Source organism: Halovulum dunhuangense, from assembly GCF_013093415.1.
In the GTDB taxonomy this organism is placed as follows: domain Bacteria; phylum Pseudomonadota; class Alphaproteobacteria; order Rhodobacterales; family Rhodobacteraceae; genus Halovulum; species Halovulum dunhuangense.
The window spans coordinates 638,971-664,606 of the sequence record NZ_JABFBC010000002.1 but is presented as its reverse complement, the minus strand read 5'-3'; the positions used below and the strand labels follow the sequence as shown (position 1 = coordinate 664,606).

Annotated in this window: 27 protein-coding genes; 9 read left to right on the top strand and 18 right to left on the bottom strand. The window is 67.9% G+C overall.

The window, feature by feature from the left end:
• Positions 1 to 105 precede the first annotated feature (105 nt).
• The 4 genes from nusB to HMH01_RS13845 are packed head-to-tail and all read right to left on the bottom strand — an operon-like array spanning position 106 to position 2,806.
• Positions 106 to 588 carry a transcription antitermination factor NusB gene (nusB, locus tag HMH01_RS13860; protein ID WP_171326359.1) on the bottom strand — a complete coding sequence of 161 codons (483 nt, stop codon included), beginning with the start codon at positions 586 to 588 and terminating at the stop codon, positions 106 to 108.
• Between the two features lies 1 nt (position 589).
• Positions 590 to 1,084 carry a 6,7-dimethyl-8-ribityllumazine synthase gene (locus HMH01_RS13855; protein WP_171326358.1) on the bottom strand — a complete coding sequence of 165 codons (495 nt, stop codon included), beginning with the start codon at positions 1,082 to 1,084 and terminating at the stop codon, positions 590 to 592.
• Position 1,085: 1 nt separating this feature from the next.
• On the bottom strand, positions 1,086 to 2,189 hold the full coding sequence (gene ribB / locus HMH01_RS13850) for a 3,4-dihydroxy-2-butanone-4-phosphate synthase (protein ID WP_171326357.1): 1,104 nt from the start codon (positions 2,187 to 2,189) through the stop codon (positions 1,086 to 1,088).
• The gene (locus HMH01_RS13845; RefSeq protein ID WP_171326356.1) at positions 2,186 to 2,806 is read right to left on the bottom strand and encodes a riboflavin synthase; all 621 of its coding nucleotides are present in this window, start codon (positions 2,804 to 2,806) and stop codon (positions 2,186 to 2,188) included. Before HMH01_RS13845 ends, ribB begins: the two co-directional genes overlap by 4 nt.
• A 131-nt stretch (positions 2,807 to 2,937) precedes the next feature.
• Between HMH01_RS13845 and HMH01_RS13840 the strand changes: the two genes are divergently transcribed.
• The 3 genes from HMH01_RS13840 to HMH01_RS13830 all read left to right on the top strand — a co-directional run bounded on the left by HMH01_RS13840 (position 2,938) and on the right by HMH01_RS13830 (position 7,495).
• Positions 2,938 to 4,218, top strand: coding sequence for a capsule biosynthesis protein (locus HMH01_RS13840; RefSeq protein ID WP_246237407.1), 1,281 nt, complete (start codon positions 2,938 to 2,940; stop codon positions 4,216 to 4,218).
• A gap of 80 nt (positions 4,219 to 4,298) precedes the next feature.
• The gene (locus HMH01_RS13835; protein WP_343035308.1) at positions 4,299 to 5,441 is read left to right on the top strand and encodes a polysaccharide biosynthesis/export family protein; all 1,143 of its coding nucleotides are present in this window, start codon (positions 4,299 to 4,301) and stop codon (positions 5,439 to 5,441) included.
• Positions 5,441 to 7,495 carry a capsular polysaccharide biosynthesis protein gene (locus HMH01_RS13830; protein ID WP_171326354.1) on the top strand — a complete coding sequence of 685 codons (2,055 nt, stop codon included), beginning with the start codon at positions 5,441 to 5,443 and terminating at the stop codon, positions 7,493 to 7,495. The genes HMH01_RS13835 and HMH01_RS13830 overlap by 1 nt, the downstream gene beginning before the upstream one ends.
• A gap of 4 nt (positions 7,496 to 7,499) precedes the next feature.
• On the opposite strand, the gene ribD is transcribed toward HMH01_RS13830, so the two are convergent.
• Both ribD and nrdR read right to left on the bottom strand, forming a co-directional pair.
• Positions 7,500 to 8,579 carry a bifunctional diaminohydroxyphosphoribosylaminopyrimidine deaminase/5-amino-6-(5-phosphoribosylamino)uracil reductase RibD gene (gene ribD / locus HMH01_RS13825; RefSeq protein WP_171326600.1) on the bottom strand — a complete coding sequence of 360 codons (1,080 nt, stop codon included), beginning with the start codon at positions 8,577 to 8,579 and terminating at the stop codon, positions 7,500 to 7,502.
• A 33-nt stretch (positions 8,580 to 8,612) separates the two neighbouring features.
• Positions 8,613 to 9,083, bottom strand: a complete 471-nt coding sequence (nrdR, locus tag HMH01_RS13820) for a transcriptional regulator NrdR (RefSeq protein ID WP_171326353.1) — start codon at positions 9,081 to 9,083, stop codon at positions 8,613 to 8,615.
• A gap of 164 nt (positions 9,084 to 9,247) precedes the next feature.
• On the opposite strand from nrdR, the gene HMH01_RS13815 reads away from it, so the two are divergent.
• Positions 9,248 to 9,946 carry an SDR family oxidoreductase gene (locus HMH01_RS13815; protein ID WP_171326352.1) on the top strand — a complete coding sequence of 233 codons (699 nt, stop codon included), beginning with the start codon at positions 9,248 to 9,250 and terminating at the stop codon, positions 9,944 to 9,946.
• On the opposite strand, the gene HMH01_RS13810 is transcribed toward HMH01_RS13815, so the two are convergent.
• Positions 9,931 to 10,518 carry a TetR/AcrR family transcriptional regulator gene (locus HMH01_RS13810; RefSeq protein WP_171326351.1) on the bottom strand — a complete coding sequence of 196 codons (588 nt, stop codon included), beginning with the start codon at positions 10,516 to 10,518 and terminating at the stop codon, positions 9,931 to 9,933. The two genes, HMH01_RS13815 and HMH01_RS13810, sit on opposite strands and share 16 nt — an antisense overlap.
• Positions 10,519 to 10,610: 92 nt before the next feature.
• Here HMH01_RS13810 and HMH01_RS13805 point away from each other — a divergent pair, with 92 nt between their 5' ends.
• The gene (locus tag HMH01_RS13805; protein ID WP_246237406.1) at positions 10,611 to 11,078 is read left to right on the top strand and encodes a cupin domain-containing protein; all 468 of its coding nucleotides are present in this window, start codon (positions 10,611 to 10,613) and stop codon (positions 11,076 to 11,078) included.
• A gap of 65 nt (positions 11,079 to 11,143) precedes the next feature.
• On the opposite strand, the gene HMH01_RS13800 is transcribed toward HMH01_RS13805, so the two are convergent.
• From HMH01_RS13800 to HMH01_RS13775, 6 genes are all read right to left on the bottom strand, one after another.
• Complete coding sequence (locus tag HMH01_RS13800) at positions 11,144 to 11,695, bottom strand: dihydrofolate reductase family protein (RefSeq protein ID WP_171326349.1); 552 nt, start codon at positions 11,693 to 11,695, stop codon at positions 11,144 to 11,146.
• A gap of 42 nt (positions 11,696 to 11,737) precedes the next feature.
• Positions 11,738 to 12,076 carry a hypothetical protein gene (locus HMH01_RS13795; protein WP_171326348.1) on the bottom strand — a complete coding sequence of 113 codons (339 nt, stop codon included), beginning with the start codon at positions 12,074 to 12,076 and terminating at the stop codon, positions 11,738 to 11,740.
• 191 nt (positions 12,077 to 12,267) lie between these two features.
• Positions 12,268 to 12,543, bottom strand: coding sequence for a glycine zipper 2TM domain-containing protein (locus HMH01_RS13790; RefSeq protein WP_171326347.1), 276 nt, complete (start codon positions 12,541 to 12,543; stop codon positions 12,268 to 12,270).
• A gap of 150 nt (positions 12,544 to 12,693) precedes the next feature.
• Positions 12,694 to 14,706 (bottom strand): RNA polymerase sigma factor RpoD, encoded by a 2,013-nt coding sequence (rpoD, locus tag HMH01_RS13785; RefSeq protein ID WP_171326346.1) that lies wholly within the window; start codon positions 14,704 to 14,706, stop codon positions 12,694 to 12,696.
• 99 nt (positions 14,707 to 14,805) lie between these two features.
• Positions 14,806 to 16,791: a DNA primase gene (dnaG, locus tag HMH01_RS13780; protein WP_171326345.1), complete on the bottom strand. Its 1,986-nt coding sequence runs from the start codon at positions 16,789 to 16,791 to the stop codon at positions 14,806 to 14,808.
• A 53-nt stretch (positions 16,792 to 16,844) separates the two neighbouring features.
• Positions 16,845 to 17,177 (bottom strand): DUF6476 family protein, encoded by a 333-nt coding sequence (locus tag HMH01_RS13775; protein WP_171326344.1) that lies wholly within the window; start codon positions 17,175 to 17,177, stop codon positions 16,845 to 16,847.
• Between HMH01_RS13775 and HMH01_RS13770 the strand changes: the two genes are divergently transcribed.
• Both HMH01_RS13770 and rpoH read left to right on the top strand, forming a co-directional pair.
• Positions 17,176 to 18,237 carry a pseudouridine synthase gene (locus HMH01_RS13770; protein WP_171326343.1) on the top strand — a complete coding sequence of 354 codons (1,062 nt, stop codon included), beginning with the start codon at positions 17,176 to 17,178 and terminating at the stop codon, positions 18,235 to 18,237. The two genes, HMH01_RS13775 and HMH01_RS13770, sit on opposite strands and share 2 nt — an antisense overlap.
• Positions 18,238 to 18,316: 79 nt before the next feature.
• Entirely contained in the window at positions 18,317 to 19,213 is an 897-nt protein-coding gene (gene rpoH, locus HMH01_RS13765; RefSeq protein WP_171326342.1) for an RNA polymerase sigma factor RpoH, read from the top strand.
• A 57-nt stretch (positions 19,214 to 19,270) separates the two neighbouring features.
• Here the strand turns inward: rpoH and HMH01_RS13760 are convergent, their stop codons facing one another.
• Entirely contained in the window at positions 19,271 to 20,143 is an 873-nt protein-coding gene (locus HMH01_RS13760) for a LysR family transcriptional regulator (protein WP_171326341.1), read from the bottom strand.
• Between the two features lie 158 nt (positions 20,144 to 20,301).
• Between HMH01_RS13760 and HMH01_RS13755 the strand changes: the two genes are divergently transcribed.
• Both HMH01_RS13755 and HMH01_RS13750 read left to right on the top strand, forming a co-directional pair.
• Positions 20,302 to 20,565, top strand: coding sequence for a DUF4242 domain-containing protein (locus tag HMH01_RS13755; protein WP_171326340.1), 264 nt, complete (start codon positions 20,302 to 20,304; stop codon positions 20,563 to 20,565).
• Positions 20,566 to 20,641: 76 nt separating this feature from the next.
• Positions 20,642 to 21,616 carry a Gfo/Idh/MocA family protein gene (locus tag HMH01_RS13750; protein WP_171326339.1) on the top strand — a complete coding sequence of 325 codons (975 nt, stop codon included), beginning with the start codon at positions 20,642 to 20,644 and terminating at the stop codon, positions 21,614 to 21,616.
• A gap of 20 nt (positions 21,617 to 21,636) precedes the next feature.
• Here the strand turns inward: HMH01_RS13750 and HMH01_RS13745 are convergent, their stop codons facing one another.
• Genes HMH01_RS13745 through HMH01_RS13730 form a run of 4 tightly spaced genes read right to left on the bottom strand, consistent with a single transcriptional unit; the run spans position 21,637 to position 25,601 of the window.
• Positions 21,637 to 23,472: a M3 family oligoendopeptidase gene (locus tag HMH01_RS13745; RefSeq protein ID WP_171326338.1), complete on the bottom strand. Its 1,836-nt coding sequence runs from the start codon at positions 23,470 to 23,472 to the stop codon at positions 21,637 to 21,639.
• A gap of 29 nt (positions 23,473 to 23,501) precedes the next feature.
• A complete protein-coding gene (locus HMH01_RS13740) occupies positions 23,502 to 23,870 on the bottom strand; it encodes an AAA+ family ATPase (protein ID WP_171326337.1) in 369 nt (122 codons plus the stop codon).
• A gap of 31 nt (positions 23,871 to 23,901) precedes the next feature.
• Entirely contained in the window at positions 23,902 to 24,915 is a 1,014-nt protein-coding gene (locus HMH01_RS13735; protein WP_171326336.1) for an endonuclease/exonuclease/phosphatase family protein, read from the bottom strand.
• Positions 24,915 to 25,601 carry a molecular chaperone DjiA gene (locus HMH01_RS13730; RefSeq protein WP_171326335.1) on the bottom strand — a complete coding sequence of 229 codons (687 nt, stop codon included), beginning with the start codon at positions 25,599 to 25,601 and terminating at the stop codon, positions 24,915 to 24,917. The genes HMH01_RS13735 and HMH01_RS13730 overlap by 1 nt, the downstream gene beginning before the upstream one ends.
• Between the last annotated feature and the right edge of the window lie 35 nt (positions 25,602 to 25,636).

Here is a 25,636-nt window from a genome sequence, read left to right as displayed (position 1 = left end):
AGCCGGCGCCTGCATGCCACTGCGCATCCTCTCCCGAAGACCTGCCACATGGGTACCCTAAGCGGCAGATCCCGGCGGTTTCAAGGCCGACGCGAAGACGCCGGGTCAGGCAAAGGCATCCGGCTTTATCTCCCGCGCCATGTGGTCGAGGACCGCGTTCACGAAACGGCTTTCCTTGCCGCCCGGGAAGAAGGCCTTGGCGATGTCGACATATTCGTTGATCGCCACCTTGGGCGGCGTGTCTGTCGCCAGCATCTCGGCACCCGCCGCGCGGAACAGCGCGCGGATGGTCGGGTCGATCCGCGCGATCGGCCATTTCTCGACCAGCGCCGCGTCGGTCAGCTTGTCGATGCGTGCCTGTCGGCTGACCGCCTCGCGCAGGATCTGGCGGAACAGGTCCACGTCGCCCTCGGCCCAGGTCTCGCCCTCGATCTCGGCGCCGAAGCGATGGGTTTCGAATTCCTGCTGCACCTCGTCCAGCGAGGCATCCGAGGCTTCCATCTGGAACAGGGCCTGCACGGCATAAAGCCGGGCCGCCGATCGCGCCTGCCGGGCGGCTGCGCGTTCGCTCTCGCTCTTGCCAGCCATGTCACTCTGCTCCGGCTGCGGCCTGCGCCGCGAAGCGGCGGCCCAGGGCGATCAGGTGCAGCGCCGCCTCGGCCGCGCCGCCGCCCTTGTTCTGGCCAGCCGCCTCGGCCCGGACGACGGCCTGTTCGACGTTCTCCACCGTCAGGATGCCATTGCCTATGCAAAGCCCCTCGAGCCCCAGTTCCATCAACCCTCGCGAGCTGTCGTTGCAGACGGTGTCGTAATGCGTTGTCTCGCCGCGGATCACGCAGCCGAGGGCGACGAAGCCGTCATACTCGCCTTCGGCCGCCGCCAGCGCCACGGCCTGCGGGATTTCGAGTGCTCCGGGCACCTCGACCACGTCATACATCGCGCGCGCCGCCTCGCAGGCGGCCTTGGCGCCGGCCAGAAGCTCGGCCGCGATCTCGCGGTAATAGGGGGATACGACGATCAGCACGCGCGTCGGTGTGTCGAACACCGGCGCGGGCAGGCTGTAATGGGTCACGGCCGTGGCCATGTCAGGATTTCCTTTCGATCGGCCGGGTGCCCGCAATGGACAGGCCATAGCCTTCCAGGCCGACGACGTTCGGCTTGGGCGAGTTGGTCAGCAGCACCATTTCATGCACGCCCAGCGCGCCCAGGATCTGGGCGCCCAGCCCGTATTGCCGCAACGTCTGGGGCGACGCTTCGCCGTCGAAGGCAAGTTTCATGGACATGTCGCGCAGCAGGACCACCACGCCGCGTCCCGCCTCGGCGATGGTCACCATCGCGTCCTGCAACTGGTGCGAGCGGTTCGGCTTCAGCCCGAGACTGTCCTCCAGCGGGTTTGCGGCGTGCATCCGGACCAGAACCGGTTCGGGGGTCGAGAGATCGCCCTTGGTCAGCACCACATGCTCGGCGCCGCCGGTCTCGTCGGTGAAGATGCGCAGCATCCACTCGCCGCCATATTCCGACGTCACATGCCGCACGGCGGTTTCCCGCACCAGGTTGTCATGGCGCCGGCGATAGGCGATCAGGTCTGAGATCGTCCCGATCTTCAGCCCGTGGGTCTGGGCGAATGCGATCAGGTCGGGCAGACGGGCCATGGTCCCGTCATCCTTCATGATCTCGCAGATCACGCCCGAGGGGTTCAGTCCGGCAAGTCGCGCGATGTCCACCGCCGCCTCGGTATGGCCGGCGCGCACCAGCACGCCGCCGTCGCGGGCGCGCAGCGGAAAGACGTGGCCGGGGGTCGCGATGTCCTGCGGACCCGAGGTCGGGTCGATCGCGACGGATATCGTGCGCGCACGGTCATGGGCGGAAATGCCGGTCGTCACGCCTTCGCGCGCCTCGATCGAGACGGTAAAGGCGGTCTCGTGCCGCGACGAGTTCGACGACGCCATCAGGGGCAGCCCCAGGGCATCGAGGCGTTTGCTGGTCAGCGACAGGCAGATAAGCCCGCGGCCATGGGTCGCCATGAAGTTGATCGCGCTGGGCGTCGCCATCTGGGCCGGGATCACCAGGTCGCCCTCGTTCTCGCGGTCCTCGTGGTCCACCAGGATGAACATGCGCCCGTTGCGCGCGTCCTCGATGATGTCCTCTATGCTGGAGATCGCGTCCGCATAGGTCTCTGTGCTGCTCATGCCTTCTCTCCCGCTGCGAGGCGCATGTCCTCGAGCCGCGCGACATAGCGTGCCAGCGTGTCGATCTCCAGGTTGATCGCATCTCCCACCGCGACCTTGCCCCAGGTGGTGTGGGTCTTGGTGTGGGGGATGAAGTTGATGGTGAAGCGGGCGCCGTCCACATCGTTCACCGTCAGAGAGGTGCCGTTCAGTGCGACAGAGCCCTTCGGCGCGATATAGCGCGCCAGATGCGCCGGCGCCTCGAAGGTGACGCGGGTGCTGTCGCCGTCCTCGCTCAGGTCCACCACCTTTGCCACGCCATCCACATGGCCCGACACGATATGGCCGCCCAGTTCGTCCCCGACCTTGAGCGCCCGTTCCAGGTTGACTCGCTGCCCCGTGGTCCATGCACCCAGCGTCGTCTTGGACAGCGTCTCGGCCGAGATGTCCACGTCGAACCAGCCGGACCCGCCGTCGGTGCCGCGATCCACCACCGTCAGGCAGACGCCGTCGCACGCGATCGAGGCGCCAAGATCGATCTGCCCGGCGTCATAGGCGGTTAGCAGCCGTGCCCGAAGGTCGCCGCGTCTTTCCGTGGCCGCAATTTGGCCGATGTCGGTGATTATGCCGGTGAACATTCGCTAAGCATCCTCGTGCAGTCGTCGGGGGCGGGATACTAGAGCGGCCCGTGCTGGGCAAGGCTTCTCGCTTGCGGCGCAATGGCCGGAATGCAAGGCCGGAGGCGACCGATGATGCGGAGACGGACTTGTTGAGCGCGCGATTCTTCCTGTTTCTCCAGGGCCCTCATGGGCCGTTCTTCAGCGATCTCGCCCTTCGCCTGCGGGAAGCGGGGGCGACGGTGCACAGGATCGGCTTCAATGCCGGCGACGAGAAGAGCTGGGCCCACCGCGATGCCTATACCGCGTTTCGGCAGGACAAGTCCGAATGGGAGGGGTTCATCTACGCCTTTCTCGCCGCGAACCCGGTCACCGATCTGGTGCTCTACGCGGATACGCGCGATATCCATGCGGTGGCCCGCAGGCTTGCGCGCGAACGCGGCATCGCGATCCACTGCTTCGAGGAAGGGTATCTTCGGCCCTACTGGATCACCTATGAACGCGACGGCGTGAACGGCAATTCGCCCCTCATGCACATGTCCGTGCAGGAAATGCGCGACCGGCTGGGCGGTGTCACCCGCGACGTGCCCGAGGCGCCGGCGCAATGGGGCGCGCTCTGGCATCACATCTTCAACGGGGCGCGCTACCACGCCAACATGCTGATCGGCAGCCGGCGCTACCGGCGTTTCCGCCCGCACCGGACCATCCCCGTGCGGCGCGAACTGATGCTCTACCTGCGGCGGCTGGCGCTGTTCCCGTTCCATGTCCGGGAGCGGAAGCGCGAGACGCGCAAGCTGCAGGAGAGCGGCGCGAACTACCATCTGGTGCTTCTGCAACTGGCCCATGACGCGTCCTTCCGCGATCACAGCGACTTCAAATCCATCGGCGAGTTCATCGACCTCTGCATCGAGGGTTTCGCCACCGGCGCGCCGCGGCATCACAGGCTGGTGTTCAAGACCCATCCGCTCGAGGATGGCCGCGAGCCGATCCCGCAGCTGATCCGGGCGGCCGCACGCCGGCACGGGATTCCCGACCGGGTCCAGATGATCCGCGGCGGACGGCTTGGGGAAATGCTCGACCATGCCACCAGCGCGGTGACGGTCAATTCCACCGCCGGGCAGCAGGTGCTCTGGCGGGGCCTGCCGCTCAAGGCCTTCGGGCGGTCGGTCTACTCCAAGCCCGAATTCGTCTCGCAGCAGCCCATCGCCGAATTCTTCGCGGACCCGCAGCGGCCGGACCGCGACGCCTACATGGTCTATCGCCAGTTCCTGCTGGAAACCTCGCAGTTCCCCGGCGGCTTCTACACCGCGGAAGGCCGAGCCGAGGCGTTGCGCCAGATCGTCGACGTGCTGTTGCAGAACCGCGATCCCTATGCCGAGGTGGGTCGTCCCGCCGCGGCACCGAAGCCACAGTTGACCGCCAAGATCGGATAGCCGCCACCTGCGCTGTTGGGATTTCAACCTCGCGCTGTAAGGTACCGGCACAAAAGCAAGAACGTCTTGAGGCAGAGAGCGTGAACCGGATTGTAGCGAAGGCCCTGCGCGGCGCCGCGCTGGTGGCCCTTTCGGGCGCCGTTGCGGCCTGTGCCCTGCCGCGCCCTGGACCGAATGCCGAAGAGATCGTCGCCGCGTCCAAACGTGCCGGCGGGGATCTGAACGTCGTTCTGGTCAACGCCGAGATCGCGCGGCGCGCGCGGGTCGAACAGGAACTCGGCTTCTCGACCGAGCTGCGCACCATGCCCGCGCTTCGCTCGGACATCATCAACCCCGGCGACCGGCTGTCGATCACCGTGTGGGAGAATGTCGAGAACGGCCTGCTGGTCGGAACCGGGCAGAAGCTGGCCAACCTGTCGGATGTGCAGGTCGATCAGAAGGGCATCATCTTCGTCCCCTATGCCGGCGAGTTGCGCGCCTCGGGCAAGACGCCGGGCGAGTTGCGCGACGACATCACCGAGGCGCTGGGCAGCCAGACCCCCGATCCGCAGGTGGAAGTGCGCCGCGCCGCGGGGGACGGTGCCAGCGTGAACCTGATCGGCGGGATCGGCGGGCAGGGCGTCTATCCGATCCTGCCCTCGACGGGAACACTCGCCGCGATGCTGGCGCAGGCCGGTGGCGTGACCATAGATCCCGAAATCGCCATCATCACCCTGCGCCGCAACGGGCGGTCGGGCCGGATCTATCTGCAGGATCTCTACGACGATCCCTCGCTCGACATCGCGCTCAGGCCGGACGACACCATCATCGTCGAGGAGGATCGCCGCGCCTTCACCGCGCTGGGCGCGACCGGCGCGCAGGCCCGGGTGCCGTTCCCGCGCGGCGACATCAACGTGATCGAGGCGCTGGCCGAGGTCGGCGGCCTGAACGCCAGCCTGTCGGATCCGACCGGCATCTTCATCTTCCGCCGCGAGGCCGCGGACGTGGCCCGGACCGTGACCGGAGACGCGAACGCGGTCGACGGAGAGCCCTTTGCCTATGTGATCGACCTGACGAACCCCGGGGGCATCTTCGTTGCGAAGGATTTCCAGATCCGGGATGATGACACCATCTACATCACCGAGGCACCTTTCGTGGCATGGAGCAGGGTTCTGGAAGCGACCGCGCAATCGCTGAATTTCGCGACCACGCTGACCCGGCTGGCCGAGAACGCCACGAACTGATGGCCAGCCGCCGCAGGCTGGCCGTCTACAGCGGAGGTTTCCTGTTCGACCGGCGGATCCGCCGCATCCTGCACCTGGCAGGCTGGGACATCGTGCCCGGCCTGCGTCCGTCCAGGGCGGACGCGGTCGGCGTCTGGGGCCGTCGCCCCGTCGCGCGGCGGGGCCTGTGGGCTGCGCGCCGCTTCGGTCTGCCGCTTCTCAACGTCGAGGATGCGTTCCTGCGCTCGGTCCGCCCGGGCCCGTCCGGCGACCGGCCCTTGGGGCTCCTGCTGGACGGGGCCGCCATGCACTACGATGCGGGACAGCCCTCGGACCTGGAGACCCTGCTCGCGACGGCAGACCTGGAGCGGGCGGACCTGCTCGACCGCGCGCGGGACGGGATCGACTTCCTGCGTCGTCACGGCATCTCGAAATATTCCGACTGGGATCCGGACGCGCAGGCGCCCGACCCCGGTTACGTCCTGGTCATCGACCAGACGCGCGGCGATGCAGCCATCAGCCACGCCGGCGCCAGCGCTGCGGACTTCGCCGCGATGCTTGACGCCGCAAGGTCCGCGTATCCCGGCGCACGCATCGTCCTGCGGACCCATCCCGTCACCGCATCGGGGCATCGGCGCGGCCATTTCGGCCCCCAGGACTGCGACGCGCGCACCACGATCTGTGCCGATCCCGTCAACCCCTGGGCGCTGCTGGAGGGCGCCATCGCCGTCCATGCCGTATCCTCCCAGCTTGGGTTCGAGGCGATCCTCGCGGGCCATCGGCCGGTGCTGTTCGGCCAGCCATTCTACGCCGGCTGGGGCCTCAGCGACGACCGCAAGCCCGTAGCGCGCCGCGGCAAAAGCCTGAGCAGGGAGGCGCTGTTTGGGGGCGCGATGCTGGAATACCCCGTCTGGTATGACCCGCATCGCGACCGCCTGACCGATTTCGAGACCGTGGCGCAGGCGCTGGCCGCGCAGGCGCGGGCCTGGCGCGAGAACCGGCGCAGCTTCGTCTGCACCGGCATGAAACCGTGGAAGCACAAGCCGGTGTCGGATTTCCTGGCCGGGGCGGGCGGCCGTCCACGCTTCGAGAACGATCCCGCCAGGGCGGTGGCGCTGGCGGCGCGGGCGGGGCGCGACCTGCTGATCTGGGCAGGAAGGGAAACCCCCGAGTTGCGCGCCGCCGCCGAGGCGTCCGGCGTCCGGCATTGGCGCGTCGAGGACGGGTTCCTGCGATCCGTAGGTCTGGGTGCGCAGCTGCTGCCCGCCGCATCGCTGGTACTGGACGATCTGGGGATCTATTTCGACCCCAACCGCGAAAGCCGGCTGGAACGGCTGATCGCCAAGGCGGCGACCGGCCTGAGCGCGCCCGAGCGGCGCCGCGCGCTGGCCCTGGCCGAGGCGATCGTCGCGGCCCGCATCACCAAGTACAATGTCGGGCGAGGCGCCCCCATCCCCGCGGCCCCCGGCCGTCGCGTCGTGCTGGTGCCGGGGCAGGTAGAGGACGACGCCTCGATCCGCACCGGCACGACGGACGTGGCGACCAATCTGGAACTTCTCCGCCGCGCGCGGGCGCATTTTCCCGACGCCTGCATCGTCTTCAAGCCGCACCCGGATGTCGAGATCGGCCTGCGCAAGGGCGCTGTGGCCGAGGCGGATCTTGCCCGGCTGGCCGACCACGTCGCGCGCGACGCCTCTGCCGCAGAGGCGATGGCGCAGGCCGACGTGATCTGGACCATGACGTCGCTCATGGGATTCGAGGCGCTGCTGCGCGGACGCGAGGTGCATTGCCTCGGCATGCCCTTCTATGCCGGCTGGGGCCTGACCGAGGATCACGGGCAGACCCATCCCCGCCGCAGCGCACGGCCCGATCTCGCTGCGCTGGTCCACGCGGCGCTTATCGCCTATCCGCGCTATTTCGATGCCGAAACCGGGCTGGCCTGCGCGCCCGAGGTGATCCTCGAGCGGCTTTCCGCGGGGCAGGGGGCTGTCTCCCGGCAGGCCACGCGCCGGCACAGGATCGTGGCGGCGCTGCAATATCGGCTGCGGGGGCTGGCGCCGCTCTGGCGGCGCTGACGCATCAGGTCGCCGGGCGCCAGCGGCTCATCAGGTCCGGTCCCAGCTGGCGATGTTCGATCGGCACGAAGCGGGGCACCGCGCCAAGGTCCGTGGCACCCATCGCGGCCACCGCCGGAATGCCGTCCCCGCCGATCACCTTGCCCGAAGTCATGAGGATCAGCTCGTCAACCAGCCCGCTGCGGATCAGCCCCGCGGCAAGCTGACCGCCGCCCTCGCAGAGCACCCGGGTCAGGCCGCGCGCGCCAAGCGCACCCATGGCCGCCACGAGATCGAGAACGCCGCCCTCTCCGGTCGGCACGCCAAGCAGTTCGACCCCGATGTCGCCAAATACCTGTGCGCGGTCCCGCGCCACGCCCGGACCGTGCAGCAGCCACAGCGGTTGGTGCCGCGCGGTCGCGGCAAGCCGTCCGGTCAGGGGCAGCGACAGCGTGCTGTCGGCCACGATCCGCACCGGCTGGCGCGGGGTCTGGTGCCCTTCGCGCACATCCAGCGTCGGGTCGTCGGCGCGTGCCGTGCCGGCGCCGATCATCACCGCATCGTGGCGTGCGCGAAGGCCGTGGACGAACCCCCGCGCCTCTGGCCCGGTGATCCAGCGGCTGACACCCGATCCAAGCGCGATTCGCCCATCAAGGCTGCTGGCAAGCTTCAGGGTCAGCCATGGCCGGCCCCGCGCGATGCGGGTGAAGAAGCCCTCGTTCAGCGCGCTGGCCTCGTCTGCCATCAGCCCGACCTCTACCGCGATGCCCGCATCGCGCAGCCGCGCGATGCCGCGGCCCGCCACGCGCGGGTCCGGATCGCCGGTCGCGATCACGCAGCGCGCGATGCCGGCGCGTTCCATCGCATCGGCGCAAGGCGGTGTCAGCCCGTGATGGGCGCAGGGCTCCAGCGAGACATATGCCGTGGCGCCGCTTGCCTTCGCGCCCGCGGCATCCAGCGCCTGCGTCTCGGCGTGGGGCCGTCCGCCGGGCGCGGTCCAGCCCTCGCCGACCACCGCGCCGTCCCTGACGATCACGCAGCCGACGGCCGGGTTCGGCCACGAATTGCCAAGGGCACGGGCAGCAAGCGCCAGCGCGCGCGCCATGTGGCTCGCATCCTCCGGCTTGGGGTGCACGGATCAGCCCTTTTCTTCGGGGGCCGTGGGGCGCAGTTCCGAGACGAACTCCTCGAAATCGTCCGCGGCCTGGAAATTCTTGTAGACGCTGGCAAAGCGCACATAGGCGACGGTATCGATGCGGGCGAGGGTTTCCATCACGATCTCGCCGATCTTGTCCGACGGCACGTCGCTGTCGCCCAGGCTTTCCAGTCGCCGCACGATGCCAGAGATCATCTGGTCGATCCGCTCGGGGTCGACGGGGCGCTTCTGCATCGCGATACGGATCGAGCGTTCCAGCTTGTCGCGGTCGAAGGGCTCGCGCTTGCCCTGTTTCTTGATCACCACCAGGTCGCGCAGCTGAACCCGCTCATAGGTGGTGAAGCGCCCCGCGCAGGCCGGGCAGAAGCGCCGCCGCCGGATGGCGACATGGTCCTCGGCAGGACGGGAATCCTTTACCTGAGTATCGACATTGCCGCAGAACGGACACCGCATCCCTTGCGCCCCCTGGTTAAACGCGCCTTTGCATCATCTAGCCTTGGGGCGGTGTTGGCGTAAAGCCACAACATGATGGGCGGGCCCGTGATGTGACTTTCCTGCCCTTTGCCAGGCCTTCCGCGGGCCCCATGTGAAGGGAAACCCACACGACGGAGAGCGGGATGGACAGCAGACGGACGATATACATCACCGGCGCCTCGACCGGGATCGGGGCGGCCACGGCACGCGCGGCGGTAGCACAGGGCTGGGCCGTCGTGGGGCTTGCGCGCAGCAAGGCCCGGCTTGGCGCGCTGGCCGATGAACTGGGCGACGCGTTTCTCGCCGTGGCCGGCGACGTGGCGGCGCAGGCGGACCAGGCCCGCGCGGTCGAGGCGGGGATCGAGCGTTTCGGGCGGCTGGATGCCGCCTTCGCCAATGCGGGGCTTGGCGCAAGCGTGCCCGGGACCGAGGCGGGCGATCCGGAAAACTGGCGGCAGATGATCGACGTGAACATCTGGGGTGCGCTGCTGACGGCAAAGGTGGCGCTTCCCGCGCTGCGCGGCAGAAGGGGTCATTTCCTTGTCACCGGCAGCCGCGCCGGCCGCGTCTCGCTGAAGGGATCGGTCTATGGCGCGACCAAGTGGTTCGTCCACGGCTGGGCCGCAAACCTGGCCGAAGAGATGCGCGAATGGGGTGGGCGCTGCACGGTGATCGCGCCGGGCATGGTCGACACGCCCTTCTTCGACAGCCCCAGGCCCGAGGGGTTGCGGGCCGAGGACGTGGCGCGCGCCGTGCTCTATGCGCTGGAACAGCCGCCCGGCATGGCCGTGGGCGAGGTGACGCTGATGCCCAACCCGGCCGGCGCTCAGGAAACGCCATAGCTGTCGAGAAGCGCGTCCACCACCCGCGCCGAGACCCGGTCCGCCGCCGCGCGGTCGAGCCCGCAGACATCTGACAGCGCGATCAGCTGCTCGATCCCGGTGGCGGTGGACAGGCATTGCACAAGCTCGCGCAGCCCCTCGGGGCCAAGCCGCGGGCGTTCCGATGTCAACGCCAGCTCGAAGGCCGCAACGCGCCGCGCGCCGCGCATCCCGCGCCGCGCCTCCTGGGACCGGGCCGCCCAGTCGCGCATGGTCTGGGCAAGATAGGCCCGGAACTGCGCCTCGTGCTCGAAGGTGAAGTCGAGATAGAAGCCCCGCACCCGCTGCGCCCGCGCGCGGGTGCCGGCGATCCCTTCCAGGATCCGGTCGGCGGTCGGCATGTCGATGTCGAGCATCGCCTCGGCCGCAAGGCTGCCGGGATCGGGGAAATAGCGATACGCCGTCGCCTTTGAAATCCCCGCCGCATCCGCCGCCGCCTGAACGGTCAGCGCCTCGCCGCGATCCAGCACATCGCGGGCCCCCTTCAGCAGGGCCGCGCGTGTCCGCTGTTTCTGTCTCGTTCTTGGTGCCATGTCTGCCCGAATCTTATTGAGACAATTGTCTCATTATGATACATCAGACCCATTATACGGACTCATTTCCTGCAAGGGAAGGAACAAGGGACATGACCGCCACGCGGCACCGCACCTGGCATCTGCTGGGCAACATCCTGAAATTTCACGCCTTCAGCGCCGAGACCGGCGGGCGTTATGCGCTTGTCGAAGCGCTGAGCGCCCCGGGTGCGGGGGCGCCCCCGAACCGCCATGCGGGCGAGGACGAGGCGTTCTACATCCTCGAGGGCGAATATGCCTTCATGGTGGACGGCGACATGCGCCGGGCGCGTGCGGGCGATTACGTTCGCGTGCCGGATGGGGCGCTGCATGCCTTCACCTGCGTCTCGGAAACGCCCGGACGCATGCTGATCATCAATGCGCCGGGCACGGTCCATGACCGTTTCTTCACCGAGGCAGGAGAGCCCCTGCCCGAGGGCGCGACCGACTTCCCGGCCCCCAAGGGCGCACCGGACATCCCCGCACTTGTTGCCATCGCCGACAGGGCCGGCGTCCGGATAGAGGTTCCCGCCCCCGCCTGAGCCAGGGCTTGCGCAACCGCTGATCGCGTATCATGCGTGGCCGCGCCCCGTTGCGCGGCCACGGATCACGCCCCTGAAGGCCGCAACGTCAGAAGCCTTGTGCCCGCGGCGTTGAGCACCTCCTCGTCAGACCGGACATGGCCGCGCGACGTGAAGGCGCGTTCCGGATCCTGCGGACCATCGCCGGAAAAGATCGCAAGCCCCGTGCCGAAGCGCACCGGCTCGATCGTCAGGCGCACCTCGTCTATGGCGCCGTGCCTGTGGAACCAGTCATGCACCGCGGTCCCCCCAAGGATCAGGCCCTCGCGCATCGGATGGACATGGCCCACCAGGCCCGGCAATGCCGCCGGTGTGATCCCCTCGGGGTTCAGCCACAGCTGCGTCGGCCGCTTCCAGCCCCCGCCCCGCGAGGAAAAGACGATCCGCCGCCGTTCGGGCCGGTCCGCCGCCTCGTGGGTGTGGCGGCCCATCACCGACCAGTCGGCTGCATCGACGGCCGCAAGGAACAGCGCCTGTTCCTCGGCGCTGGCCCAACCGGCCGGATTGTCTGCGGGATGTCGGGCGATGAAGCCGTCTTCCGAGGCGACGACAAGAAGGGTGAAGCGGGGTCGTGTCATGCGCCCCGGCTAGCACCATCGCCCGCCGCCGCCAAGGGTCGTTCAGTAGCGGTTCAGCCACCATTGCCTGGCTTCTTCCGACAGTTCCGAGCCGTCCTCGTTGATGCCCGACAGGAAGCGGCTCATTTGCCGGCTGGCGCGCATGGAATTGCGGCGCGAGATCTCTTTTCCAAGGGTGCGATACTCCCTCAGCAAGTCCGTCATCTCGAGCGGGACGCCTGACACGGGAAGCCCGATCTTCAGCGCGGACCTCGCTTCCGCTCCAGCGGTTTCCTCCACGATGTCGAGGATCTCCCGTTGGCGCCTCTTTAGCTGTGCCAGAAGGTCGTCGCGCCCGAAAATACGGTCGCGCGGATCGTCTGCATGGTTCGACATGGTCATCTCCCTTCGCGCCGCGAAGGGGCACGGCCCATCCCGGCGCGATCGCATGCGCCACGGTCGGGGACCGTGGCATGTTACGGATCACGCACCATTCGGGATATGGCACATCGCTTAATTATCACGCCCGCAACGTGCCTGCCAGCGGAACGTTATGTCCGGCGGGAAATATCGAAGCGCCCCGCGGGCCGCGCTCAGGGGCAGGGACGGACGTAATAGGTGCCGTCGCCGCGGGCATAGGCGCATTGCTGGGTCCGGTTGTTCCGCGCGACCAGCGTGCCGACCGCCGCGCCGGCAAGCGCCGCAAGGATTGTCCAGTTGGTGTTCGCGTCCAGCGCCTCGGCGCCGACAACGCCCACGGTGGCGCCCGCAAGGCCGCCGAAGATCATCTGCTCGTCGGTGGTCATGTTCTCGCAGGCGGCGGTCAGCAACAGGACCAGGCAAGCCGCGCCAATAACGGGTTTCGACATCGGGGCCTCCTTGACTCGCACGCGACGCTGCGTGCGCTTCGCAGTATCGCCCGCCTTGCATGGCGAGAAGTTGCGCGACGTCAATTCGCTCGCGGGCAGGTCCCGGATGCGGAAAGGGCGCCCATCGGGGCGCCCTTTCGTCAGTCTGGATCACTGGTCCAGGAAGCTTCGCAGTTTCCGGCTCCGGCTCGGGTGCTTGAGCTTGCGCAGCGCCTTCGCCTCGATCTGGCGGATCCGCTCGCGGGTCACGCTGAACTGCTGGCCCACCTCCTCCAGCGTGTGGTCGGTGTTCATGCCGATGCCGAAGCGCATGCGCAGGACACGCTCCTCTCGCGGGGTGAGCGATGCCAGAACCCGTGTCGTCGTCTCTTTCAGGTTGCCCTGGATGGCGCTGTCGAGCGGCAGGATCGCGTTCTTGTCCTCGATGAAATCGCCGAGCTGGCTGTCCTCCTCGTCGCCGATCGGCGTCTCGAGGCTGATCGGCTCCTTGGCGATCTTCATCACCTTGCGAACCTTCTCCAGCGGCATCTGCAGCTTCTCGGCCAGTTCCTCTGGCGTGGGCTCGCGGCCGATCTCGTGCAGCATCTGGCGGCCCGTGCGCACCAGCTTGTTGATCGTCTCGATCATGTGCACCGGGATGCGGATGGTGCGCGCCTGGTCGGCGATCGAGCGGGTGATCGCCTGCCGGATCCACCAGGTGGCATAGGTCGAGAACTTGTAGCCACGGCGATACTCGAACTTGTCGACCGCCTTCATCAGGCCGATGTTGCCCTCCTGGATCAGGTCCAGGAACTGCAATCCGCGGTTGGTGTATTTCTTGGCGATCGAGATCACGAGCCGCAGGTTGGCCTCGACCATTTCCTTCTTGGCGAGCCGGGCTTCCTTCTCGCCCTTCTGGACCTGCGATACGATGCGGCGGAATTCCGAGATGTCGACGCCGACATACTGGCCCACCTCGGCCATCTCGGCGCGCACGTCCTCGACCTCGCGGCCATATTTCTCGGCCAGCGTGTCCCAGCCACGTCCGGGCAGCCGGGCAACGCGTTCAAGCCAGCCCGGCTCGAGTTCGTAGCCGCGATACTCGTCGATGAATTCGCGCCGGTTGATCCGCGCCTGGTCCGCCAGCTTCACCATTGTCGAGTCGAGCGACATGATCTTGCGGTTGATGCCGTACAGCTGATCGACCAGCGCCTCGATCCGGTTGTTGTGCAGGTGAAGCGAATTGACCAGCGTCACGATCTCCGACCGCAGGCGCTGGTACTCCAGTTCCTGGTTGGTCGAGAAGCTCTCGCGCGCGTTCATCGCCGCCGACATGCGGCTTTCCTGCATCTCGGCCAGCCGGCTGTAATCCGCGGCGATGCGATCCAGCGTTTCCAGGACCTGCGGCTTGAGCTGCGCCTCCATCGCGGCAAGCGACAGGTTGGCCTGCTCTTCCTCCTCGTCGACGTCGTCCTCGACGGGTGCGCTGCGCTCTTCGTCCTCCTCGTCGTCGCCGGCCTCGGCGCGCTCGGGCTTGCGCGGTGCGGCGGTGTCGTTCGACGGCTTCTCGGCCCCGGCGACCACGGGCTCCTGCGCCTCGTCATCCTCCATCGCGGCGCCGAAGGTGGTTTCCAGGTCGATCACGTCGCGCAGCATGATCGCTTCCTCGAGAAGCTCGTCGCGCCAGATCGTGATGGCCTGAAACGACAGCGGGCTCTCGCACAGCCCTGCGATCATCGTGTTCCGGCCGGCCTCGATCCGCTTGGCGATGGCGATCTCGCCCTCGCGGCTGAGCAGCTCGACCGAGCCCATCTCGCGCAGGTACATGCGGACCGGATCGTCGGTCCGGTCGAGCGACTCGCCCCCCGCGGTGGTGGTGATCAGTTCCCGCGAACCGGAACTGCTGCTGTCGTCGCTGCTGCTGCTTCCGCCGTCCTCGTCCGCCTCTTCGGCCTCGATCACGTTGATGCCCATCTCCGAGAGCATCGCCATGATGTCTTCGATCTGTTCGGAGCCGACCTGCTCCGGTGGCAGCACCTCGTTCAGCTCGTCATAGGTGATGTAGCCGCGCGCCTTCGCCTGCGCGATCATCTTCTTGACCGCGGCCTGGCTCATGTCGAGCAGGGCGGCAGAGATGTCCTGGCCCTCGTCACCTTTCGGCTGATCGGTGTCTTTTGCTGCCATGTGATGCTCCTTTCGCGGACCTCGGGCCAAGCAATCCCGCGGGTGGTTCCGGCGATGGGGGTGACTCTTTCGTGCGAATCAACGATTCGCAACGTGATTCTATTTCTTTCTTCTTAACCAGATCTGTCCGTCGATCATCTGCTGCAGACGGGCTTTCAATGCGTTTTCGTCCTGCCCCTCGTCCCGGCCCCTTTCGAGTGCCGCGCGAAGCGAGCGATCGCGCGCCGCGCTTGCCTGCTGCAGTCGCCATGTCAGACCCTCGTCCGCCACGCCACCGATCTCTTCCTCGGCCTCCGCCAGTTCAGTCCTGATCCCGGTCACGGCCCGGTGCTTCGCCAACTCTTCCCGCACCACCGCCAGCGCGGACTCCGCCGGCGCGCCCGCGGCGATATGGGGGTTGTCCCGCACCTGTCCGATCCGCGACAGCCGCTCCAGCGGATCCTCGCCGGTCCTTTCGCGGACGATCTCGGCAAGGGTCCGGTCCGGACTTCCATACCCTTCCGTATCTAGGTGCAGCGCCAGCGCCTGCAAGAGGGCGCGGCGCAGCCCGTCAAGATCGGGACAGATGAAGCTGACGGTATCGAGATCTCCCTCCACCGTCTCGGCCACGCCGGGATGGTTGAGGCAGGCCAGAAGGATCGCGCTTTCGCGGATGCGGGCCGCGCCATCGTCGTTGTGCTGGGCCTGGCCCAGAAGCGATTGCATCGCGGCCGGCGTGGGCATCACGGGCAGCGCTGGCTTGCCGCCGCGCCAGCCCCCCTTGCCCCGCGCGAACGGGGCCTGCGCCCGTTCGGGCCGGACGGGGCGGAAAAGCTGCGCGCGCAACTCGCGGATCGCCTCGCGGTAATGCGCCTGCACGCCCGGATCGGGGATCTTCGCGATCGCCTGGCGCAGCCGCACATCCAGCGCCGCCCGCCGCTCCGGGCTGTCGAAGACGCGGCCCTCGGTCTCCCGCTGCCACAGAAGGTCCACCATCGGCACGGCCGCATCCAGCAGGTTGCGCATCGCGTCGGCGCCCTGGTCCCGGATCAGGTCGTCCGGATCCAGCCCCTGCGGCATCAGGCAGAACCGCAGTGCCTTGCCCGCCTCGAGCATCGGCAACGCCAGGTCGATCACCCGCAGCGCGGCGGCAAGGCCGGCCCGGTCGCCATCCAGCGCGATCACCGGCTCGTCCGCGATCCGCCACATCAGGCGCAACTGCTCTTCGGTCACCGCGGTGCCCAGCGGCGCCACCGCGTGCCCGATCCCGGCCTGCGCCAGCGCGATCACGTCCATGTAGCCCTCGGCCACCACCAGCGCGCCGGACTTGCCCGACGCCTCGCGCGCGGGCCCGACATTATAAAGCGCGCGCCCCTTGTCGAAGAGCGGCGTCTCGGGCGAGTTCAGGTATTTCGCCGGCGCGTTGGGGTCCATCGCGCGGCCGCCAAAGGCGATGGCCTGCCCGCGCGCATCGCGGATCGGGAACATGATCCGGCCGCGGAACCGGTCAAAGGGCTGCCCGCCGTCATCGGGCCTGATGGCAAGCCCCGCCGCCACGATGTCGGCATCCGGCACGCCCTTTTCCCGCAGGAAGGACAGCATCGCCACGCGGCTGTCGGGGGCAAAGCCGATCTCGAACCGCTCGCGCGTCTCGGCGGTCATCCCGCGCCGGTCCAGATAGGCCCGCGCCGGCGCCGCGGCTGCCGAGGAAAGCTGCATCCGGCAGAAGCGGACGGCAAGTTCCATCACCTCGGCCAGCCCCTTGCGTGCCTCGGCTCTTTTCGCCGCCTCGGGGTCGCGGGCGGGCATCTGCATGCCGGCCTCGCGCGCCAGGATCTCGACCGCCTCCATGAAGCCGACATTCTCGGTCTCGCGCACGAAACTCAGCGCGTCGCCCTTCGCGTGGCAGCCGAAGCAATAGTAGAATCCCTTGCGGTCATCGACATGGAAGGACGCGGTCTTTTCCTGGTGGAACGGGCAGGGCGCCCAGTAGTCGCCCTTGCCGGGGTTCGACTTGCGCGCATCCCAGCCGACCTTGCGCGCAACGACCTGGGAGATCGATACGCGGCTGCGAATCTCGTCAAGGAAACCGGAAGGCAGAGACATGGCGCATCTTATCCTCTGGCCGCGGGTCCGTCACGGGCCGCGGGGGCGGTCCGTCACTCGGCCAGCGGCATGATCGTCACGCTCTGGTGCGGGGCCGTTTCCCCCGGCGCCACGATATGCAGGCGCTGGGTGCCGTCCGCGTCCTGGGTGATCAGCACCGTCCAGTCGGGGTTACGGGCATAGCCGGTCAGCCGCTCGCCCCGGGGCAGCGCCACCGTCTCGGGCAGGGCGGGCACCGGCGCACTGGCCGTGAGCCGCCAGACCAGCAGGCCCACCACCACGATCATCCCCAGCGTCAGGGTCAGTGTCAGCAGCGTCACCAGCCGGCGCAGCATGCGGATCCGGGGTGGCTCCGGCGCATCGTCGGGGATATCTGTGTCGCCCATGGACCTCTCCGATCGCACAATCAGCATCACCCTCGGCCCGGGCGCGCCTGCGCGTCTCGATAAAGCATTGGCCGAGGCGGTGCCAGCCTCGCGCGCGCTCAGCCGCTCGAGGCTCCAGGCGCTGATCGCCGACGGCGCGGTGTCGCGCGACGGCACGGTCCTGACCGACGCCAAGGCCCGCGTCGCCCCCGGCGAGACGCTGGTCCTGACCCTGCCGCCCCCCGCGCCTGCAAGGGCCGAGGCCGAGGCCATCGCCCTTGTCGTGGTCTGGGAGGACGCCGATCTCATCGTGATCGACAAGCCCGCGGGCATGGTGGTCCACCCCGCGCCGGGCGCCGAAAGCGGCACCCTGGTGAACGCGCTCCTTCACCATTGCGGCGCCAGCCTGTCGGGCATCGGCGGCGAGGAACGCCCGGGCATCGTGCACCGCATCGACAAGGACACCTCGGGCCTGCTGGTGGTGGCGAAGTCCGACCGTGCCCACCACGGCCTTGCCGCGCAATTCGCGGCCCATTCGGTCGAGCGCAGTTATGATGCGCTTTGCTGGGGGTGTCCCGACCCGGCCGATCCGCGTCTGGCCGGACTGCCCGGCGTCAGTTTCGAGCCGGGCGCCGCCATCCGGATCGAGGCGGCGCTGGGCCGCCACAAGACCGACCGCAAGAAGATGGCCGTCCGCCGCGATCCCGGCGCGCGCCACGCGGTGACGCGGCTGTGGGTCGAGGAACGTTTCGGCACCGGCCCGCGCCCCGCCGCCGCGCGGCTGACCTGCCGGCTGGAAACCGGGCGCACGCACCAGATTCGCGTGCATTGCGCCCATGTCGGCCATCCGCTGATGGGCGACCCGGTCTATGGCGGCAAGCGCAGCCTGCCGGCATCGGCCTTCGGGCCGGACCGGCTGGACGCCATCGCATCGGCCCTTGCCGCGCTTCCGGGCCAGGCGCTGCACGCGGCCACCCTCGGCTTCGATCACCCGGTCACCGGAGAGCCCATCCGCCTCAGCGCCCCGCCGCCTGCGGCTTTCACCAATCTGTCATCCGCATTGCGCGGGGACCGCCCATAGCTACCTGATCCCGCGAGGCTCTTGAATGTCATGTGAGCATTGCTTACAATGATGTCGAATTCAGGGAGAAACAGAGGTCATGAGCTACACGACACTTCCCGCCCCCTCGCCCGAGCAGGGTCTCTCGCGCTACATGCAGGAGATCCGCAAGTTCCCCATGCTGCATCCGGACGAGGAATACATGCTGGCGAAGGCGTGGGTGGACCATCAGGACACCGATGCCGCGCACCGGCTGGTCACGTCCCACCTGCGTCTCGCGGCCAAGATCGCGATGGGCTATCGCGGCTATGGCCTGCCCACCGCCGAGGTGGTGTCCGAGGCCAATGTCGGCCTGATGCAGGCGGTCAAGCGGTTCGACCCGGAAAAGGGCTTCCGGCTGGCGACCTATGCCATGTGGTGGATCCGCGCCGCGATCCAGGAATACATCCTGCGCTCGTGGAGCCTGGTGAAGATGGGCACCACCGCGGCCCAGAAGAAGCTGTTCTTCAACCTGCGCAAGGCCAAGTCCAAGATCGGCGCGCTGGAAGAGGGCGACCTGCGGCCCGAGAACGTGGCCCGGATCGCCAACGAGCTGAACGTCACCGAGGATGAGGTGGTTTCGATGAACCGCCGTCTATCGGGCGGCGATGCCTCGCTCAATGCGCAGATCAAGACCGATGGCGAGGGCTCGGCCGAGTGGATGGACTGGCTCGAGGACGAGGATGCCGACCAGGCCACCGCCTATGCCGAGGCCGACGAGCTGCAAAGCCGCCGCGCCCTTCTGGAAAAGGCGATGGAGACGCTGAACGAACGCGAGCGCCACGTCCTGACCGAGCGTCGGCTCAAGGACGAGCCGATGACGCTGGAAGAGTTGAGCCAGGTCTACGACGTCAGCCGCGAACGCATCCGCCAGATCGAGGTGCGCGCCTTCGAGAAGCTGCAAAAGGCGATGAAGGCGGCGGCACTCGAAAAGGGCGTCGATTTCGAGGCCGCCTGACCGACAGGGGCCAGCCAGCGCCCGGACCGCAGGGTCCGGGCGTTTTCTTGTGCGCGATCAGCCCGGCCAGGCCATGTGCCGCGCCGCCGTCAGGAACGCCGCCAGCGCGGGCGTATGGCGGCGGCCGGGCATGGTCGCGATGGCGATGCGCCGCGTTACCTCGGGTTCGACCAGCGGGCGCTGGATCAGCCCGGGCAGGCTGACCGAGTATTCCGGCATGAAGGCAAAGCCGATGCCGGCCAGCACCATCGCCTGCACCCAGTCCTCGCGTTCGGAGCGGAAGCGCGCATAGAGCGATACGCCCCGTTCCGCACAGACCCCCATCACCATCTCGCGCATCTCGCAGGACAGGCGGTCGACATAGGCCGCCCCGTCAAGATCGGCGAGCGTCACCGCGTTGGTGCGTTCGAGCGGATGGCCGGGCGGCAGCACGACGACATAGCGTTCGAGGTAGAGATCGCGCAGACTGAACCGGTCGCCGAACCCCTCCAGCGGGTTCGCGATGACCGCGTCCAGCCTGTCTTCCGCAAGCTCGCCCGCAAGCACGGCGTTGGGCCGCTCTACTATGGCGAGTTCCACGCCGGGATGCTCGGCCTCGAAACGCGCGACGAATCGTGCAAGACGGACATGACCCAGCGTCGCGTTGACCCCCAGCCGGATCGGCGCGTGATTCAGCAGCCGGTAGCTTTCCGCAAGACTTCGCGCCGCGTCGGTGCTGTCCATGATGCGTTGAAGCGTGGGCAGCATCGAGCGGCCGAAATCGCTGAGCAGCACCCGCCGCCCCTCGCGGTGAAAAAGGGGCGCGCCCAGTTCCTCCTCCAGCGCCTTCACGGCCTTGGTCAACGCCGGTTGCGACACGTTGCAGTCCTGCGCGGCCAGGGTGAAGTTGAGCCGCCGCGCGGCGGCCAGCGCGTATCTGATCTGCGCCATTTCCATCGGCGCGCCCTCTCTCCATCGCCCGTGGGACGATGCTACACGATTCTCGCATAACCGGCGGTTATGGATCGATGAAGGGACGGTCGTTCCCCCGGCGCCCATCCCGTGGTCCCCTTGCGTCATCGGACGAACCACCGCGACGGGAGGATCAGATGACGGTGTACATGGTCGAACGCGAGCTGAAGGGCATCGCGATGAAGGATCTGGCCGCGGCGCAGCGCGCGGCCATCGGCATGGCGGAAACGATGCGGGGCGAGGGGCGGGACGTGCGCTACATCCGCTCGACCTTTGCCCCCGGCGACGGGCGCTGCATGTGCCTTTTCGAGGGCGACAGCGCCGATGTCGTGCGCAATCTCAACGATCGCGCCGGGATCCCCTACAGCCGGGTGGTCGAGGCGCTGGACCTGACGCCCTGAAGTGCCGCGCGCCCTTTCCGCCGCGCCGCCCTTTGCGCTAGGCTCCTTCCCGTAACCGGCGGGAAGGAGCAGAACGATGGCGGATATGGTCAACTGGGGCATTCTGGGCGCGGCGAAGATCGCGCGCGAATGGGTGGCGCCGGCAATCCATCAAAGCGCGCGCGGCCGCGTCGCCGCCATTGCCAGCCTTACCCCCGGCAAGGCCGAGGCGCTGGCGGCGCCCTATGGCGATGTCACCATCCACGAGGATTACGAGGATCTGCTGGCCGATCCCGCCGTCGATGCCGTCTACATCCCGCTTCCCAACAGCGACCACGTTCCCTGGACCCGCGCAGCCCTCGCCGCGGGCAAGCATGTGCTCTGTGAGAAGCCCATCGCGCTCGAGGCCGAAGAGATCACCGGCCTGATCGAGACGCGCGACGCCACCGGCCTTGTCGCGGCCGAGGCCTTCATGGTCGCCCACCACCCCCAATGGGCCCGCGTCCGCAGCCTGATCGAGGGCGGCGCCATCGGCCGGCTGGTGCAGGTGCAGGGGGCGTTTTCCTTCTACAACGACGATCCGCAGAACATCCGCAACCGTCCCGAACAGGGCGGCGGCGCGCTGCGCGACATCGGCGTCTATCCCTGCATCACCACAAGGCTTGCCACCGGCGAAGAGCCGCTTTCGGTGACGCAGGCGCGGATCGACTGGCAGAACGGCATCGACGCGACCGCCTGGGTGCAGGCCGAGTTCCCCGGCTTCATGCTGGATTTCTACGTCTCGATGCGGATGGCGAACCGCCAGCAGATGGCGTTTCACGGGACGCAGGGCGTGCTCACCGTCGAGACGCCCTTCAACGCGCAGCTTTACGGCGATGCGGTCATCAGCCTGCGCCAGGGCAACGGCATCACGCTCGAGCGTTTCCCCGGCGCGGAGCAGTACCGCCACCAGATCGACGCCTTCAACGCCAGCGTGCTGGACGGCGTGCCCTTTGCCTGCCCGCTGGAATACTCGCTGGGCAACCAGCGGCTGATCGACATGATCTACGAGGCGGCCAACCCCGCGCCCTGAGGCGCGGGGCTGGGGGCGGCTCAGGCTTCCATCGCCTCCAGCTCGTCGATGAAGCCCTCGATCATCGACAGGCCCTTGTCCCAGAAGCACGGGTCCGACGCGTCCAGCCCGAAGGGGGCGAGCAGCGCCTTGTGGTGCTTGGATCCGCCCGCCTTCAGCATCTCGAAATACTTGTCCTGGAAGCCGGCATCGCCCTCGGCGTAGACGGCATAGAGCGCGTTCACCAGCCCGTCGCCGAAGGCGTAGGCATAGACGTAGAAGGGCGAGTGGATGAAATGCGGGATATAGGACCAGAAGGTCTCGTATCCCTCCATGAAGTTGAAGACCGGCCCCAGGCTTTCATGGCTCACCGCCATCCAGATCGCGTTGATCTGGTCCGGCGTCAGTTCGCCCTCTGACCGGGCTTCGTGCAGGCGGCACTCGAAATCGTAGAAAGCGATCTGGCGCACGACCGTGTTGATCATGTCCTCGACCTTGCCCGCCAGCAGCGTCTTGCGCGTGGCCTGGTCGGGGGCTTCCGCCAGCATCTTGCGGAAGGTCAGCATCTCGCCGAACACGCTTGCGGTTTCCGCCAGCGTCAGCGGCGTGTCGGACAGAAGCTCGCCCTGCGCCGCCGCCAGCCGCTGGTGCACGCCGTGGCCCAGCTCATGGGCCAGCGTCATCACGTCCCGCGGCTTGCCCAGATAGTTCAGCAGCACATAGGGATGCGCGTCCGTCACCGTCGGGTGCGCAAAGGCGCCGGGCGACTTGCCGGGCTTGGCGGGCGCGTCGATCCAGCCCTTCTCGAAGAAGGGCGCGGCCAGGTCGGCCATGCGCGGATCGAAGCCGGCATAGGCCTCCATCACGGTGTCCTTCGCGGCCTGCCAGCCGATCGTCTGCGGCTCCTTCAAGGGCAGGGGTGCGTTGCGGTCCCAGACCTCCAGCTTGTCGAGCCCCAGCCACTTCGCCTTGAGCGCGTAATACCGATGCGACAGGCGCGGATAGGCGGCGACCACCGCGTCGCGCAGCGCCTCCACCACTTCCGGCTCCACGTCGTTCGACAGGTGGCGCGCCATCTGCGGGCTGGGCAGCTTGCGCCAGCGGTCCTCGATCTCCTTTTCCTTGGCCAGCGTGTTGGTGATCCGGGCGAACAGCTTCACGTTCGCCGCGAACACCTCTGCCAGCGCGCGGGCGCCGGTCTCGCGCCGGGCGCGGTCATGGTCGGTCAGCAGGTCGAGCGTCGCCTCCAGCGGCAGCGTCTCGCCATCCACCTCGAAGGTCAGCCCGGCCATCGTCTCGTCGAAAAGCCGCACCCAGGCCGACGCACCCACCACGCCCTGGTCGTGCAGGAACTTCTCCAGCTCGTCGGACAGCTGGTAGGGCTTCATCGCCCGGATCCGGTCGAGCACCGGGCGGTAGCGCGCCAGATCGGCATCCGCATCCAGATGGGCTGCAAGCGTCTCCTCGGGCAGGCGGTTCAGCTCAAGCGAGAAGAACACCAGCGCCGTCGTCGCGTCGTTCACCCTGCCCTGCATGTCGGAATAGAACTTCGACCGCCCCGCATCGGTGGTGTCCTGCGCATAGCGCAGCCCGGCATAGGACATGATCCGCCCGGTCACCTGCCGGATCCTTTCATAGCGGTGGATGCAGGTCAGAAGCCCCGCCGCGGTCAGCCCGTCGATCTTGCCCTCGTAGGCCTGGGCAAAGGCCGCGCACTCGTCATCCAGCCAGTCCAGGTCGCGCTCGAGTTCCGGCGCCTCGTCGGAGGCATAGAGATCGGTCAGATCCCATTCGGGCAGGACCCCAAGTGCAGCCAGCGCGGCGGCGGGATCCTTCGCGTCGAACACGGGTACGGGATGGGCGGTCGCTTGTTTCATGCGGGCTCCGGTATTTCGGGAATTGGGTGTCAGAGATCGATCACGCCGCCTTCGTCGCGCGGCAGATCCTCGGGCAGGGGGGGCGCGTCGGACTTGCGCCGGATGATGATGTCGCCATTGGGCAGCACTTCGGGCATCTCGTAATTCGAAAGCCCGCCAAGCGTTTCGGCCAACTCCTGCAACCTGGGCATGATCTCGGCCATCATGCGCTGCATGTCGGGGCCGACTTCCTCCATCAACTCGCGCATCATCTCCTCGGTGCGCAGGGACCACTCTTCCAGGAAGGGGATGACCGGCGTGCCCTGCGGGCTTTCCCGCGGCGGTTCCGCCGGCTCCTGCGCGGCCAGCGGCAGGGCGGCAAGACATGCAAGGGGCAGGGCGAAAAGCATCTGTCTCATGCCCCAGATATGGGGCCACCTCGCGCGAATGTCACGCCAGATCGACGGAAACCGGGTAATGATCCGATGCGGCGATCAGCGCGTCCCGGAACGGCGCATCCGCATGGATCCGCGGATCGTCGAAGGGATGCCAGATCCGCCAGCGCGGGCGATGGCGCTCCAGTATGTCCCGGCTGACCATGACGTAATCCAGCAAGGCATGGACATAGCGCTGGAAGTCGCGGTGATAGAACCGCGCGGTCCCCATGGTGAAGCCCTGCCGCGGGTTGCGCCAGGCGTTGGCATGGGGGTCGTAAAGCTCGGTCTCGGGATGCGCCGGGTCGCCCATCACCACCTCGACCGAGGAATGACCGAACAGGTGCTCGTAGTGATCCAGCCCCGGGCCGTCGTTCAGGTCGCCCAGCACGATCACCGGCATGCCGGCCGCGATCATCGCCTCCACCCGGCGGCGGATCCAGATGCACTGCGCCAGCTGCTTGCGGCGGTTCAGGATCGACACCTCGTCCGCCCTGGCCATGCCGTTCGCGTTGTGCGGCGCCTTGGACTTCGCATGCACCCCGATCAGCCGCAGGGGCGGGGCGATCCCCGGCGCTGTCAGCTCCAGTTCCAGCGGCGGCTTCGAAAAGACATGCGCCTCGGCATGGTCGTCCACATCCGTGTCCACCTCGAAGCTCTGATCGAAGCGGGGCGCGCGCGGGCTCTCCAGCGGATCATGCCTGAGCGACAGCCGCGAGGGGTCGTAAAGCGCCGCGATCTCCTGGTGGGTGGTGTTGGCGAAACCGATCAGCGCCGCGCTCTGGCGCAGGCCATAGGCGGCGGCAAAGCGGCCCAGCGCCCGTTCGGTGCGCTGGGTGTGACCGGTGTTCGGCGCCTCGATGATGACGGTCAGGTCCGCGTCGATCCGCGCCAGCACCTGCGCGATCGCATCCGCCTGCACCTTGCGGCTGACGCCCTCGCGCCCGCCCGGCCCGTCATCGGCCAGCAGGTTGTCCCGGGCGTCGAACAGCTCGGCGAACCATTCGACGTTCCAGGTCGCGATCCGCATCACTGCACCCGCGCCTCGGCCTGTATCTCGCGCCAGGCGTCGTTCAGCGCCGCCAGCTTGCGGTTGGCCAGAACCATCGCCTCTTCCGGCACGCCGCGCGCCAGCAGGTGGTCGGGATGGCTCTCGCGCACCAGCTGCCGCCAGCGCGCGCGGATTTCCGTCACCGGCGTGTCCGGATCGACGCCCAGCACCGCATAGGGATCGGGCGCCGCCCCCGGCACATAGCGCGCCCGGACCGAGCGCAGCACCCGCTCCTCCAGCCCGAAGGCGCGCGTCACCTCGGCCAGGAAAGCGTCCTCGGCATCGTGGAAGTGCCCGTCGGCGGTGGCGATGTGGAACAGCCCCTCGAGCAGGTTCTCCAGGATGGTCTTGTCCTCGCCGAACATCGCGCCGATCCGCGCGGCATAGATGTCGAAACCCGCCACGTCCTGCCGCGCCAGGTTGAAGACCCGCGCCGCCGCCGCCTCGTCGCCGGGCGGGATGTGGAACACCTCGCGGAAGGCGCGCACCTCGTTGGGCGTCACATGCCCGTCCGCCTTGGCCATCTTGGCCGCAAGCGAGATCACCGCGATGGTGAAGGCGACCGAGCGTTCGGGCGGCGTGCGCAGCCGCTCGAACACGCTGGCCAGGCTCTCGCCGCTGGCGAGTGCCTTCAGAAGTTCCGCGATGCGTTGCCAGATCGACATGGGCCCAAGTGTAATCGGCGGCTGCGACAGCGGCC

What these genes read in the sequence shown, in the direction of transcription:
- nusB (WP_171326359.1), bottom strand. Translation starts at nt 588, where the DNA reads ATGGCTGGCAAGAGCGAGAGCGAACGCGCAGCCGCCCGGCAGGCGCGA.
- HMH01_RS13855 (WP_171326358.1), bottom strand. Translation starts at nt 1,084, where the DNA reads ATGGCCACGGCCGTGACCCATTACAGCCTGCCCGCGCCGGTGTTCGAC.
- ribB (WP_171326357.1), bottom strand. Translation starts at nt 2,189, where the DNA reads ATGAGCAGCACAGAGACCTATGCGGACGCGATCTCCAGCATAGAGGAC.
- HMH01_RS13845 (WP_171326356.1), bottom strand. Translation starts at nt 2,806, where the DNA reads ATGTTCACCGGCATAATCACCGACATCGGCCAAATTGCGGCCACGGAA.
- HMH01_RS13830 (WP_171326354.1), top strand. Translation starts at nt 5,441, where the DNA reads ATGGCCAGCCGCCGCAGGCTGGCCGTCTACAGCGGAGGTTTCCTGTTC.
- ribD (WP_171326600.1), bottom strand. Translation starts at nt 8,579, where the DNA reads ATGGCGCGCGCGCTGGCGCTTGCTGCCCGTGCCCTTGGCAATTCGTGG.
- nrdR (WP_171326353.1), bottom strand. Translation starts at nt 9,083, where the DNA reads ATGCGGTGTCCGTTCTGCGGCAATGTCGATACTCAGGTAAAGGATTCC.
- HMH01_RS13815 (WP_171326352.1), top strand. Translation starts at nt 9,248, where the DNA reads ATGGACAGCAGACGGACGATATACATCACCGGCGCCTCGACCGGGATC.
- HMH01_RS13810 (WP_171326351.1), bottom strand. Translation starts at nt 10,518, where the DNA reads ATGGCACCAAGAACGAGACAGAAACAGCGGACACGCGCGGCCCTGCTG.
- HMH01_RS13805 (WP_246237406.1), top strand. Translation starts at nt 10,611, where the DNA reads ATGACCGCCACGCGGCACCGCACCTGGCATCTGCTGGGCAACATCCTG.
- HMH01_RS13800 (WP_171326349.1), bottom strand. Translation starts at nt 11,695, where the DNA reads ATGACACGACCCCGCTTCACCCTTCTTGTCGTCGCCTCGGAAGACGGC.
- HMH01_RS13795 (WP_171326348.1), bottom strand. Translation starts at nt 12,076, where the DNA reads ATGACCATGTCGAACCATGCAGACGATCCGCGCGACCGTATTTTCGGG.
- HMH01_RS13790 (WP_171326347.1), bottom strand. Translation starts at nt 12,543, where the DNA reads ATGTCGAAACCCGTTATTGGCGCGGCTTGCCTGGTCCTGTTGCTGACC.
- rpoD (WP_171326346.1), bottom strand. Translation starts at nt 14,706, where the DNA reads ATGGCAGCAAAAGACACCGATCAGCCGAAAGGTGACGAGGGCCAGGAC.
- dnaG (WP_171326345.1), bottom strand. Translation starts at nt 16,791, where the DNA reads ATGTCTCTGCCTTCCGGTTTCCTTGACGAGATTCGCAGCCGCGTATCG.
- HMH01_RS13770 (WP_171326343.1), top strand. Translation starts at nt 17,176, where the DNA reads ATGGACCTCTCCGATCGCACAATCAGCATCACCCTCGGCCCGGGCGCG.
- HMH01_RS13775 (WP_171326344.1), bottom strand. Translation starts at nt 17,177, where the DNA reads ATGGGCGACACAGATATCCCCGACGATGCGCCGGAGCCACCCCGGATC.
- rpoH (WP_171326342.1), top strand. Translation starts at nt 18,317, where the DNA reads ATGAGCTACACGACACTTCCCGCCCCCTCGCCCGAGCAGGGTCTCTCG.
- HMH01_RS13760 (WP_171326341.1), bottom strand. Translation starts at nt 20,143, where the DNA reads ATGGCGCAGATCAGATACGCGCTGGCCGCCGCGCGGCGGCTCAACTTC.
- HMH01_RS13755 (WP_171326340.1), top strand. Translation starts at nt 20,302, where the DNA reads ATGACGGTGTACATGGTCGAACGCGAGCTGAAGGGCATCGCGATGAAG.
- HMH01_RS13750 (WP_171326339.1), top strand. Translation starts at nt 20,642, where the DNA reads ATGGCGGATATGGTCAACTGGGGCATTCTGGGCGCGGCGAAGATCGCG.
- HMH01_RS13745 (WP_171326338.1), bottom strand. Translation starts at nt 23,472, where the DNA reads ATGAAACAAGCGACCGCCCATCCCGTACCCGTGTTCGACGCGAAGGAT.
- HMH01_RS13740 (WP_171326337.1), bottom strand. Translation starts at nt 23,870, where the DNA reads ATGAGACAGATGCTTTTCGCCCTGCCCCTTGCATGTCTTGCCGCCCTG.
- HMH01_RS13735 (WP_171326336.1), bottom strand. Translation starts at nt 24,915, where the DNA reads ATGCGGATCGCGACCTGGAACGTCGAATGGTTCGCCGAGCTGTTCGAC.
- HMH01_RS13730 (WP_171326335.1), bottom strand. Translation starts at nt 25,601, where the DNA reads ATGTCGATCTGGCAACGCATCGCGGAACTTCTGAAGGCACTCGCCAGC.